This is a genomic window from Roseburia amylophila, assembly GCF_025567465.1.
Lineage (GTDB): Bacteria > Bacillota > Clostridia > Lachnospirales > Lachnospiraceae > Roseburia_C > Roseburia_C amylophila.
Map to the genome: position 1 here is coordinate 145405 of NZ_JAOQKI010000009.1, position 12279 is coordinate 157683.

Sequence of the window (12279 nt, forward strand, 5' to 3'; positions counted from 1 at the left end):
ACTTTATTTCCCTATTAATATCTGAATGGACATCCCGGCAATTTCTACCTGGACTGCATCCATTTTCATTTCTTTCTCCAGAAAACCATTTTCATTTCCTGTATCCATTACTTTATACCATTTTTTGCTTTTTGGCAATTTCGGAAGTGCAAGGAACTGTTTTCCGGTGTGAAAATTATATGCCACATAAATCATTTCCTCACAATCCGCATACAGTCCGCAATAAAGCATCCCAACCGACTGGCGGTTCGGGCTAAATCCCACAGTCCATGCACTATCGCAGTGAAAAGAAAGATCCGGATATCCCAGTCCCTTATAATCATTCATCCGCATCGGCTCTTCCATCCGAAGAACCGGGTGTGCCTTACGAAAGGCTGTCATTTCCTTTACAAACTGTTGTAAGGATGCATATTTCTTATCATTTTTCCAGTTTACCCAGCCAACCGCATTATCCTGGCAATATGCATTATTATTTCCCCTCTGGGAATTACCAATCTCATCACCGGCAGCAAGCAGTGGAATACCCTGTGCTAAAAATACTGCCGTAATCGCATTTCGAAGCTGTTTTTTACGCAGGCTTTCTATATATTTTTTGCGGGTTGGTCCTTCTATGCCATAGTTGTCGCTGTAATTCCAGTCATTTCCATCCGCATTGTTTTCCCCATTTGCTTCATTATGTTTCTCACTGTACATAAATACATCTGCCAGTGTAAAACCATCATTAGATGCTGCATAATTCACAAATCCAGCATATTTCTTCTGCTTACGCATCTGGTTTACAAAATCGGTAAGACAGATTTCCTTATGATTTAACATTTTCCGCAACGGATAATAAAATTCATCCCGGTAAACAAATAAATGCGGATATGCATAATCCTGTTCCAGCAAATCCTCCGGAATCGTATCTGCAAACAGCTTACTGCGGCACAAAATCAAATCCTGTGCCATAGCACGAACCGGAAGATTTGCTCCCATCAGACGGAATCCATCCACATGATATTCCATCACCCAAAAGCGCAGGGCTTCTAACATCAGATTCTGATTGATGGTATCAGGAAAATAAATTTCCATAATACATTCCATGTCATTTTTATGCAATGCCTTAATTAATGATTTCAAGGCATGCTCCGGCTGTCTGCTTTTGGTAAATGCAGCCTTCGGCGCAAAATAATTGCCTTCGGTATAGCCCCAGCAATTTATCTTCTCAACTTCCGGCAGCTTCTTTGTATCCGTCTTCTGTTCTTCCTTCCAGGTCACATAATCCGGCAGTTCACAGGTTTCCGGTATCATCAGCTCTTCAAATTCATAAAAAGGCATAAATTCAACGGTTGTAACGCCCATATCACGAAGATATCCTATCCGGTTCTCTACTGCTTCAAAAGTTCCTTTTCTTGCTCCGCCATTACTACCCTCCATGGTAAAATTTCTCACATGAAGTTTGTACATGACCATATCCTTTTTGGCAATTTCCGGTGCCACATCCTCTTCCCAGTCAAAAACATCTGTGGAGAAACCGCTTTTCACCTGATAATCCATACCAAAGCGTTCCTTTTCTCCCCACTTTTCCCTGCCTACAATTCTTCTGGCATATGGATCTGTCATAACCTTACCGTCTATTTCAAAATTATAATCAAAAGAAGCCGGTTCAATGCCCATTACCATAATTGAGCGCAGTGCACCCACATAGTAAGTATCCGGAACCGGTATTTTTCCAATTTTCCCTGTTTTCTTTTCATACAGTACAATACTGCATTTCTGCTCTTTTCTCCCCTCAAAGGTAAATACAACCCCATCACTATGCACAACTGCTCCCATGGTTCTGTAATCGCCTTCCCGAACATTGTATTTCATTTCATCATCCTGCACTTTCCTATATTCAAGTCTCTTGAAAAGATTATAACACGATTCATTGACAATTGATATGTAAATTTTTATAATTATAGTGTAGTGTATTGTTAATTAGTGATATAAGAGGTATATTCATGCATACAGTTGCAACAAAGAATTTACACCCTGGCATGGTGACTGCCACTCCTGTCATGAGCAGGCATGGGCAGATGATTGTAGAAGCACACAAAATGCTGACAACTCAGATGATTGCACACCTTGAGTTTTACGGAATTGAGAGTGCCAGAATTATAGACGGTGCTCTGCCTGTTGATGCCATTCAGTCAATGGCTGAAGAAAAGGAAGCGGTTGACCGGTATTCTGAACGGGTAAGAAACAGTAAAGAATTCAAAGTTTTTAAAGCAAATTATGAAAAAAAAGTACCTTTTTTAGAAAAATCCATCAATGATTTTGTCACAAAAAACATTCCTTTAGATCAGGAGGCTCTTTTATCCTGCGCTTTAGATCTTTTTGCCAGACATTCCACTACAATTTCCATGTTCGATATGTTGCACAATATGCGCAAAATTACCGATTCCACTTATGCCCACAGTCTGAATGTTTCTTTAATCAGCCGAATGATTGGTATGTGGCAGGATTATAATGCAGATGATTTAGAAACTCTGACTCTGGGTGGTCTCTTACACGATATAGGAAAAAGTAAAATTCCACCTGAAATCATTAACAAGCCAGGGCGCCTGACCCCGGAAGAATATGAACTGGTGAAAAAACATTCCGAATATGGTTATGAACTGCTGAAAAATCAGAATGTATCTGTCCGTATCAAAAAAATTGCTCTCACCCATCACGAACGCTGTGATGGAAGCGGCTATCCAATCGGACTTATCGGAGATGATATTGATGATTTTGCCAATATCGTTGCTATTGCAGATGTCTACGATGCCATGACTGCTGACCGCTGTTATCGCCGCGGCGTCTGCCCGTTTGAGGTCATTGCCACTTTTGAGCGGGAGGGTCTGGGTAAATACAAACCCCAGTTTATTACCAGCTTCTTGGAGCATATTGCCAATACATATATTAACAATGATGTCATGCTAAGTAATGGCATGACCGGTAAAATTGTGCTGATTAACAAGCATCGCCTGACCCGTCCGGTGGTTCGGTTAGAAGACGGTAAATTTATCAATCTGGAAAAACGTCCGGAACTCTACGTTCAGACAATTATATAAAGAAAGAGGTATTTTATGGAAAACAAACAGTTAAAAGATGAAGACGATATCATGGTGACATTGAATTTAGACAATGGGCAGGATGTGGAATGCAAAATTCTTACTATCTTTGAAGCAGGAAAACAGGATTATATTGCGCTGATGCCCTTAGATGAAAAGGGAAATGAAAATGCAGATGGTGAAGTATATATCTATCGTTACTCCGAGGATGAGGATGGAAATCCTTCTTTAGATAATATTGACAGTGACGAAGAATACGAAGTTGTCTCCGACCGTTTTGATGAATTATTAGATGAAGCAGAATTTGACGCAATGGACAACTAATCATCCATTACGTTTCCTGCAATTCTTTTAAGAACCGGGATGGTTCTGCACTGTGATTATTCAACAGCTCTACCGAGAAGAGGTAGAGCTGTTTTTTTGCTCTGGTCATCCCCACATAGAACATTCTGCGTTCCTCTTCCAGATCCGCATCTAAAACAGCTTTCTTATAGGGCATGATTTTCTCATTTACATCAATCAAAAATACCACATCATACTCTAATCCCTTCGAGCTATGTAGGGTTGATAAGACAACGCCCTCTCCCTTCGTCCGCTGCTTCTCCATGGCACGCTGTAATTCTTTTAAATATTTCTCTTTCTGTTCCTGCCAGTCATCAAAGCTATCGAACTCTTTGGTCATATCGGTAAGCTGTTCTAGAATATCCAAAAGTTCTTCCTCATTCATACCTCTCTGATCTGCATATTCTTTGATATAGTCATCGTAGCCGATTCCCTTGCGGATATAATTCACCGCTGCAAAAGGCTTCATTCCGGCTAACATTTTGCAGTCATGATAAAGCCGGTCGATTCTTCGTGCAATCCAGGACTGCTCCATTTTATCATAATAATCTGCCCAGACACCAAATGCTACGGTATCCTCTTCCAGGCTGTCCCGCCCAATATAACGGTTCGGCCGGTTCATAATCTGTAAGAAGTCTGCCCTTCTTCTGCTTCCATGGGCAATTCGAAGATAACTTTCCATATCTTTTGCAATCCAATGCTCATAAATATTAGGAATATTATCCCTTGTACGGAAAGGAATATTATATTCCATCAACTGCTGCATCAGAAGTCTTGGCTGTGTATTAGTGCGAAACAGCACCGCTGCGTCCGACCAGTCACCACCAGCTGCGGTATATTCCTTAAGTGCATGAATCAACCCTAAATTTTCTTCCCGCTGCGTCCGGTAAGTCTTACATACTACCGCTTCCTTTGCCGGATGAAATGCCTTAATATCCTTTGCAAACCGCCCTGTATTATGGGCAATCAGTCTTCCTGCCGCTGCCACAATATTTCCATCGGAACGATAATTATAATTTAATACAATCCGCTTTGCATCAGCATAATCCTTCTCAAAGTTCAGCATAATCTCCGGTCTTGCCTGGCGGAACCTGTAAATAGACTGGTCATCATCCCCTACCACAAAGAGATTATTTTCCGGTGCTGCAAGCATCCTTATAATCTCATATTGTAATCCATTGATATCCTGAAACTCATCAATTAAAATATATCGGAACTTCTTCTGCCAGAGTGCTAAGATATCCTTCCGCTGGCTGAAAAGTTCATAGGTATAAACTAACATATCATCAAAATCAATCAGCCGGTTCTTCTGCAGCATCTTCTGATAATTCATAAATACATCCCGGAATGTATGCTCTGGAAAATTAGAAGAATAATAATGTTCAATGGGAATGTTCGAATTCTTTACACCGCTGATTTCAGATAACAGAGTCTGGATGCATTCATTTTCATCTTCATAGTCAATCGGAAAATGACGTAAAAGATTCCGGATAAATACCACCTTCTGCTCATCTCTTATAATATTTTCTGCCCGATAATGATAAGCATACTTTAATACCGTAAAAAACACCGCATGAAAAGTACCAAAAGTAGCCGTTGTGGATGTCTGATTCGTCAGCGAAAGAAAACGCTCCTTCATCTCCATAGCGGCTGCTTTTGTAAATGTCACCACCAGAATCTCTGATGGTGACACCCCATATTTTTCTATTAAATTTTTCGTTCGATGGGTAATTACGGCAGTTTTGCCTGAACCGGGCCCCGCCAGTGTAAGGCAGGGACCCTGATAAAAATCAACAGCTTCCTGTTGTGCTTCATTAAATCGCATGAAATGCCTCGTAACTTTTATTTCTCAAGTGCTTTCGTAAGAAGTGCAATTCCGGTACGGATACGTTTTAAGGACTCTTCCTTACCAATAATTTCCATAATCTCAGTTGCACCTGCCGGTGTCATCTGTTTACCGGAAACCGCTGTACGAACCGGCCATAATACATAACCATTCTTGCAGCCCTTCTCTGCCACAAAATCACAAAGCGTCTGATACAGTGCATCATTACTGTAATCCTGTTGAGCCTCTAATACCGGAAGAATCTCTGTCAAGACTTCCAAAGAGCTCTCTTCTGTGGTCTTCATCTTCTTATGGGTATACATTGCGGTATCATACTCCGGAAGTTCCTCAAAGAAGTCAATCAGATTCTCAATATCCGGGAAGATTTCAATTCTGGTCTTCACCATCTCTGCAATCTTGCGGATATCATAATCCCTGGTAATTACTTTCCGGATATATGGCTCTGCCATTTCAAAGTAGGAATCAAAATCCATTGCCTTGATGTATTCGCCATTCATCCATTTCAGCTTTGTATAGTCAAATACAGCCGGTGATTTGCTCATATGATGATAATCAAAGGCTTTTACCAGCTCCTCTAAAGAAAAGATTTCCCGGTTATCTGCCGGACTCCACCCCAGCAATGCCACAAAGTTTACAACTGCCTCTGTTAAAAATCCCTGTTCAATCAAATCTTCGTAGGAAGAATGTCCACAACGTTTACTTAACTTCTGATGCTCTTCGTTGGTAATTAACGGACAGTGTACATACACTGGCACATCCCAGCCAAAAGCTTCATACAGACGGTTATACTTTGGAGAAGAAGAAAGATATTCATTTCCTCTTACTACATGTGTAATTCCCATCAAATGGTCATCTACTACGTTGGCAAAGTTATAAGTCGGATATCCGTCTGATTTAATCAGAATCATATCGTCCAGCTCCGCATTATCAACGGTAATATCTCCATAGATTTCATCATGGAAGGTTGTTGTTCCTGTCTGAGGATTGTTCTGACGGATAACGTATGGAACACCTGCAGCAAGCTTTTCTTCTATTTCTTCCTTGCTTAAATGCAGGCAATGCTTATCGTAAACAATAATCTCTTTACCTGCAACAGTCTGACGCAGACTCTCTAAACGCTCCTTATCACAGAAACAATAGTATGCTTCTCCTTTTTCAATGAGTTTCTTCGCATACTCCAGATAAATTCCCTGTGCCTGACGTTCACTCTGCACATATGGGCCAACACCGCCATCCTTGTCCGGACCTTCATCATGTAACAATCCAGTCTTCTCAAGGGTACGGTAGATAATATCTACCGCTCCCTCAACATAACGTTCCTGGTCTGTATCTTCAATTCTTAAAATAAAATCTCCGCCCTCATGCTTTGCAATTAAATATGCATAAAGTGCTGTACGCAGATTTCCTACATGCATTCTTCCTGTAGGACTTGGTGCAAATCTGGTTCTAACCTTGCTCATTCTATTAACCCGCTTTCTTACTATTAATTTAATTCGATTTCCCGTAATTCCTTTGGAGGAAGCTGCTTGGTAGAAGCTTTCTTAATCTTCTCGATTTCCTGTTTTGCTTTCGGAATCGGAAGAATAGTTCCTGCTCCGGCGATACATCCGCCAGGACATCCCATTCCTTCAATCATACATCCATTCATCTTACCAGCCTTGGCAAGCATCAGCATCTTCTTACATTCAGCAAGACCTTCTGCATGTTCAATCTTAACATCCACATCCGGATAATATTCATGTACACATTTTTCAATGGCATCTGCAACACCACCGGCACATGCATATCCACGACCAGCAGCAGTTGCATCATGCATGGAGCTTTCACCCTCTGTCTGGTTCGGATCAATTCCTTTTGCTGCAAACATAGCGTCTAACTCTTCAAATGTGATTACAAAATCAACATCGCTTCGTACAGTTTTTCTGCTTGCTTCCAGTTTCTTAGCAGCACACGGTCCGATAAATACTACTTTTGCATCCGGATGCTCTTTCTTAATGCTTCTTGCTGTAGCAACCATAGGTGTAAGCTCAGAAGATACGCTCTCGATTAAATCCGGGAACTGTGTCTTTGCAAGCATGGACCATGCAGGACAGCAGGAAGTAAGTAAGAACGGAAGCTCTCCTGTTGCAACATGATTTGCATAGTGATGTGCTTCTGCTACTGCACCGATATCAGCTCCAAGTGCAACCTCTACAACCTCTGAAAAACCAAGTTCTAATAAAGCTGCCTTTACATGCTTTGGAGTAGCTCCAGGTCCGAACTGACCTACAAATGCAGGTGCAATTTCAGCGATAACTTCTCCGCCTTCTTTCATACACCGGATCAACTGGAAAATCTGTGATTTATCTGCAATTGCTCCGAATGGGCAGCTTACCATACACTGACCACAGGATACACATTTATCTGCATCAATCTTTGCTCTTCCGTATTCATCTGTTCCAATTGCTCCAATTCCACAAGCCATGGAACAAGGTCTTTCTTTCTTGGAAATTGCATCATATGGGCAGGCTGCTTTACATCTTCCACATTTGATACATTTCTCCTGGTCGATTACAGATTTGCCATCTACCTGGGAGATTGCTCCCTTTGGACATACCTCCATACATGGATGTGCAATACATCCCTGGCACATATTGGATACTTCATATTTCTTTTCTTCGCACAGATTACATGCAGATGGAATTACCTGCATAAGAGGTGGCTCATAATATTTTTCTGCCACATTGCTCTCTTCGAGGCCACTGGTAACATGTACCGGTTTATCCTGTGGTCGTAAAGACATACCCATAGCAAGTCTTACTCTTTCTGCTGCAATCGCACGTTCTCTATAAATACTTTCACGGTATGTAGGAACATCTCCAGGGCAAACTGTATATGGAACTGCCTCAACGGCATCGTTCAGGTTTGCACTGTCTGCTTCATAAGCAATTTTTGCTACCTCCGTAAAAATGCTTTTTCTCAAATCTGATACTGGTGTACGTAGTCCTCTCATCGTTTCCTCCTAGAAAAAAATTGTATTATATCATTGTTCATAACCACGCACAGTATTATCAATATATAACACTATGCTAACAATAATCTAGCACACCACTTTCAATAATACAAGTAGCCTGCTCCTATGTTCTAAAATAAATACTTTTTACTACTTTTTCCTCTGGGAACATTCTTTGCAGACCGCATCCGTATCTGTCCTTCCACTACATCCGCTGCATCCAATGCAGCCTCCCTCTTTTTTCTTTTTCATCATAGCATATACCGCAAAGGCGCACCAGCAAAGAATCAGTAATAGCAAAATAATATCATTAACGCCCATAATATCTGCCTCCTAAAAAATCAGGCTGCCAATCTGAAAGACAACAAATGCTGCAATCCATGCAACCACGCACTGCATTACCACAACACCAAGTGCCTGAAGCTTTGAACCCATCTCCCGTCTGATTGCTGCAATCGCTGCTACACATGGTGTATAAAGTAACGTAAATACCAGGAAGCTGACTGCTGATACCGGTGTAAACAGAGTTCCAAGGCTGTTGCCCAAAGCAGTCACACTGGTTCCAAGAAGTACACTCATGGTACTGATTACTGCTTCTTTTGCAGTAAATCCGGTAATCAAAGAAGTGGATACTCTCCAGTCCCCAAATCCAAGCGGAGCAAAAACCGGTGCAATCACACGGCCGATTAATGCCAGCAGGCTGTCTGCGCTGTCAGATACTACATTCAGTCTGGTATCAAAAGACTGTAAGAACCAGATAATAATCGTTGCAAGGAAAATAACGGTAAATGCCCTCTGTAAGAAGTCCTTTGCCTTGTCCCACATCAGGAGTACCACGCTCTTTAAAGATGGCAGCCGGTAATTCGGAAGCTCCATGACAAAAGGCATCGGTTTTCCACGGAATGCGGAATGCTTGAATAAAAGTGCCACCAGAATTCCCATTACCATTCCACCAACATAAAGTGCAATCATAACAAGCGCCTGATATTTTTCAAAAAATGCTGCTGTAAATACCGCATAAATCGGAATTTTTGCCGAACAGCTGATAAATGGTGTCAGCATAATGGTCATTTTCCGGTCTCTTTCGGATGCTAAAGTTCTGCTTGACATTACTGCCGGAACCGTACAACCAAATCCAATCAGCATTGGAACAAAGCTTCGTCCGGAAAGTCCGATTTTACGCAGCAGTTTATCCATAACAAAGGCAATTCTTGCCATATAACCGGAATCTTCCAGAATAGACAGGAAGAAAAATAAAACCACAATAATCGGCAGGAAGCTTAACACACTTCCGACTCCGGCAAATACACCGTCAATAATCAGGCTGTGAACCACCCGGTTAATTCCATAAGCAGTCAACCCCTTGTCAGCAAGATTCGTTATGTATGCAATAAAAACTGCAAGATAATCACTTAAAAATGCTCCGATAACACCGAAGGTCAGCCAGAATACCAGCAGCATAATCAGAAGAAACAGCGGGATAGCAAGATATTTATTCGTTAATACGTTGTCTATCTTTACACTACGGATATGTTCTTTGCTCTCATGGCACTTTGTTACTGATTTACTGCACACCTTTTCAATAAAGGTATATCTCATATCAGCCAGAGCGGCATTTCTGTCCATATGATGGTCTGTTTCCATTTCTTCAATACTGTGTTCCATCATATCCAGTTCGTTCTGGCTCAGCTTCAGTCTGTCAATAATGTCTGTATCCTGTTCTACAATCTTCGTTGCTGCAAAACGTGGTGACATTCCGATATTCTGTGCATGGTCTTCTACCTGATGGGATACCGCATGAATGCAGCGGTGCACAGGACCTTTCTCGCAGAAATCCGTTACCTTTGGATATATCTTCTGTCCTGCCACCTTCATGGCGCTGTGTACCAGGTCTTCCACTCCCTCTCCCTTTACCGCACTGATTGGAATAACCGGAATTCCCAGTTCTAAAGACATCTGTTTTACATCAATACTTCCGCCGTTGTTACGCACCTCATCCATCATATTCAGAGCTAATACCATCGGAATATGCATTTCTAACAACTGCAGGGTCAGATAGAGATTTCGCTCAATATTTGTTGCATCTACAATATTGATAATTCCATCCGGCTTTTCATTTAAAATAAAGTCTCTTGTTACAATCTCCTCACTGGTATACGGACGCAGAGAATAGATTCCCGGCAGGTCAACTACCGACGCATCCTTATGCTCTCTGATTTCTCCCATTTTCTGGTCAACCGTTACACCCGGGAAATTTCCAACATGCTGGTTGGAACCGGTGAGCTGATTAAATAATGTGGTCTTACCACAGTTCTGGTTTCCTACTAATGCAAATATCATTCTAGTTCTCCTCCGGTTCTACTTCAATTTTTCCGGCATCTTCTTTTCGTATGGTCAGTTCATATCCACGAATCCGGAGTTCAATCGGGTCTCCCATAGGTGCTACTTTACGCACCTGCACCTTTGTCTTTGGGATCAGCCCCATATCTAAAAATCTGCACCGCAGTGCTCCTTCTCCCCCTACTTTGGTTATTACCGCTTCTCTTCCAATTTCAAGTTCATCCAGTGTCATCTATTTTCCTCTTCTCTTGTTATTGATATTTTTTCTCAATTAATTATTTTACCGCAGGATTCTTTTTTTCACAATATAAAATCTCACATTCCTTTTCATCTGCACATATATTAATATGAATATTTTTATTGAGGTCAGCATATGAACAACTGTAATTGTCAGCCACAAAGCAGCCGTCCGGCTGTTCCGACACCTTATACGAAACAGTTTGCCTGTAATCAGGAACTTGCCATGGCTTATGTTCCATGGCAGCAGTTCGGCAATCTGTACGAACCTGACCAGGCTCTGCGTAATGGCACAGTCTTTCAGGACTTAAATAAGCCTTTCCATGGTTCCATGAAAGGAGGCAGATTCTGATGAACAATATGCCAATGGACCAGTCCCAGCTTTTAGACTGGATTAATCAGGTCAGCTTTGTAGCTTATGATACTGCCCTTTACCTTGACACCCATCCTTATGATGAAGAAGCACTTTCCTTCTATAACCACTACCGTACCCTGCGGTTAAAAGCAGTGAAAATGTATGAAGAAAAATATGGTCCCCTGACTTTAGACGGTGCCGACACAGACGGTCACTGGAGCTGGGGAAGCATGAGAAATCCATGGGAAGGGGGAAATTGTTAAATGTGGCAGTATGAAAAAAGACTGGAATATCCGGTCAACATCAAACAGACCGATCCGAAAACCGCACAGTATATCTTAAGCCAGTACGGAGGTCCTGACGGAGAAATCAACGCATCCTTACGTTATCTCTCCCAGCGCTATTCCATTCCTTACCGTGAAGTAGCCGGACTGCTTACCGATATTGCGACAGAAGAAATTGCCCATTTTGAGATGATTGCAACCATCGTACACCAGCTTACCAGAGACCTGACTCCGGAGGAAATCAAAGCCTCTAACTTTGGTCCTTACTATATTGACCACACCCTTGCCGTATGGCCACAGGCTGCCGGTGGTGTTCCACAGAATGCCTGTGAATTCCAGTCCAAAGGCGATCCGATTACTGACCTTATGGAAGATATGGCTGCAGAGCAGAAAGCCCGCACCACTTACGATAACATTCTTCGTGTCGTAAAAGACCCGGACGTTGTAGATCCGATTCGTTTCCTGCGTGCCAGGGAGGTCGTACACTTCCAGCGTTTTGGCGAAGCACTCCGGATGGTACAGGAACACCTTGACTCCAAGAACTTCTATGTATGTAACCCGGCTTTCGATAAGAGCTGCGGCTGCAAATAAAACTGTGATAGAAAAGAATGTGCCTTGGCACATTCTCGCGCCTGCGGCGGTTGCTTGCGACATCTACCTTATACGCCGCAGTGCGCATCCTCGCGGAGCGTTTTTTACTTTACAGGAAAGCAATTTCCTGTAAAGTAAAAAATAGGGGCTGTAAAAAAACTCCCCTAGAAAAAAATCGCCCAGACCGTGAGGTCTGAGCGTTTTTTTGGTATAAT

10 protein-coding genes and 1 pseudogene are annotated in these 12279 nt (G+C 42.0%); 5 read left to right on the top strand and 6 right to left on the bottom strand.

Translation table 11 applies throughout. The features are described 5' to 3' along the window. Positions 1 to 3: 3 nt before the first annotated feature. The gene (locus OCV43_RS07900; RefSeq protein ID WP_022243327.1) at positions 4 to 1851 is read right to left on the bottom strand and encodes a glycogen operon protein GlgX; all 1848 of its coding nucleotides are present in this window, start codon (positions 1849 to 1851) and stop codon (positions 4 to 6) included. A 131-nt stretch (positions 1852 to 1982) separates the two neighbouring features. Between OCV43_RS07900 and OCV43_RS07905 the strand changes: the two genes are divergently transcribed. Both OCV43_RS07905 and OCV43_RS07910 read left to right on the top strand, forming a co-directional pair. Further along, positions 1983 to 3077, top strand: coding sequence for an HD-GYP domain-containing protein (locus OCV43_RS07905; protein WP_262623799.1), 1095 nt, complete (start codon positions 1983 to 1985; stop codon positions 3075 to 3077). Between the two features lie 15 nt (positions 3078 to 3092). Further along, positions 3093 to 3401, top strand: a complete 309-nt coding sequence (locus OCV43_RS07910) for a DUF1292 domain-containing protein (RefSeq protein WP_022243329.1) — start codon at positions 3093 to 3095, stop codon at positions 3399 to 3401. Between the two features lie 7 nt (positions 3402 to 3408). On the opposite strand, the gene OCV43_RS07915 is transcribed toward OCV43_RS07910, so the two are convergent. From OCV43_RS07915 to feoB, 5 genes and pseudogenes are all read right to left on the bottom strand, one after another. Beyond that, positions 3409 to 5244 carry an ATP-dependent helicase gene (locus OCV43_RS07915; protein ID WP_262623800.1) on the bottom strand — a complete coding sequence of 612 codons (1836 nt, stop codon included), beginning with the start codon at positions 5242 to 5244 and terminating at the stop codon, positions 3409 to 3411. 17 nt (positions 5245 to 5261) lie between these two features. Continuing rightward, positions 5262 to 6725: a glutamate--tRNA ligase gene (gltX, locus tag OCV43_RS07920; protein ID WP_022243331.1), complete on the bottom strand. Its 1464-nt coding sequence runs from the start codon at positions 6723 to 6725 to the stop codon at positions 5262 to 5264. A 23-nt stretch (positions 6726 to 6748) separates the two neighbouring features. Further along, on the bottom strand, positions 6749 to 8257 hold the full coding sequence (locus tag OCV43_RS07925) for a 4Fe-4S dicluster domain-containing protein (protein ID WP_262623801.1): 1509 nt from the start codon (positions 8255 to 8257) through the stop codon (positions 6749 to 6751). 150 nt (positions 8258 to 8407) lie between these two features. Continuing rightward, the gene (locus tag OCV43_RS07930) at positions 8408 to 8578 is read right to left on the bottom strand and encodes a FeoB-associated Cys-rich membrane protein (RefSeq protein ID WP_227700904.1); all 171 of its coding nucleotides are present in this window, start codon (positions 8576 to 8578) and stop codon (positions 8408 to 8410) included. Positions 8579 to 8590: 12 nt separating this feature from the next. Continuing rightward, positions 8591 to 10829, bottom strand: a pseudogene (gene feoB / locus OCV43_RS07935) (ferrous iron transport protein B). Between the two features lie 141 nt (positions 10830 to 10970). Between feoB and OCV43_RS07945 the strand changes: the two are divergent. From OCV43_RS07945 to OCV43_RS07955, 3 genes are read left to right on the top strand one after another with little or no spacing between them, the layout of a single operon-like run. Beyond that, positions 10971 to 11186: a spore coat associated protein CotJA gene (locus tag OCV43_RS07945; protein ID WP_022243335.1), complete on the top strand. Its 216-nt coding sequence runs from the start codon at positions 10971 to 10973 to the stop codon at positions 11184 to 11186. Then, a complete protein-coding gene (locus OCV43_RS07950) occupies positions 11186 to 11452 on the top strand; it encodes a spore coat protein CotJB (protein WP_022243336.1) in 267 nt (88 codons plus the stop codon). Before OCV43_RS07945 ends, OCV43_RS07950 begins: the two co-directional genes overlap by 1 nt. Next, a complete protein-coding gene (locus OCV43_RS07955; RefSeq protein ID WP_262623803.1) occupies positions 11453 to 12064 on the top strand; it encodes a manganese catalase family protein in 612 nt (203 codons plus the stop codon). It begins immediately after the preceding gene. Positions 12065 to 12279 lie beyond the last annotated feature (215 nt).

What these genes read in the sequence shown, in the direction of transcription:
- OCV43_RS07900 (WP_022243327.1), bottom strand. Translation starts at nt 1,851, where the DNA reads ATGAAATACAATGTTCGGGAAGGCGATTACAGAACCATGGGAGCAGTT.
- OCV43_RS07905 (WP_262623799.1), top strand. Translation starts at nt 1,983, where the DNA reads ATGCATACAGTTGCAACAAAGAATTTACACCCTGGCATGGTGACTGCC.
- OCV43_RS07910 (WP_022243329.1), top strand. Translation starts at nt 3,093, where the DNA reads ATGGAAAACAAACAGTTAAAAGATGAAGACGATATCATGGTGACATTG.
- OCV43_RS07915 (WP_262623800.1), bottom strand. Translation starts at nt 5,244, where the DNA reads ATGCGATTTAATGAAGCACAACAGGAAGCTGTTGATTTTTATCAGGGT.
- gltX (WP_022243331.1), bottom strand. Translation starts at nt 6,725, where the DNA reads ATGAGCAAGGTTAGAACCAGATTTGCACCAAGTCCTACAGGAAGAATG.
- OCV43_RS07925 (WP_262623801.1), bottom strand. Translation starts at nt 8,257, where the DNA reads ATGAGAGGACTACGTACACCAGTATCAGATTTGAGAAAAAGCATTTTT.
- OCV43_RS07930 (WP_227700904.1), bottom strand. Translation starts at nt 8,578, where the DNA reads ATGGGCGTTAATGATATTATTTTGCTATTACTGATTCTTTGCTGGTGC.
- OCV43_RS07945 (WP_022243335.1), top strand. Translation starts at nt 10,971, where the DNA reads ATGAACAACTGTAATTGTCAGCCACAAAGCAGCCGTCCGGCTGTTCCG.
- OCV43_RS07950 (WP_022243336.1), top strand. Translation starts at nt 11,186, where the DNA reads ATGAACAATATGCCAATGGACCAGTCCCAGCTTTTAGACTGGATTAAT.
- OCV43_RS07955 (WP_262623803.1), top strand. Translation starts at nt 11,453, where the DNA reads ATGTGGCAGTATGAAAAAAGACTGGAATATCCGGTCAACATCAAACAG.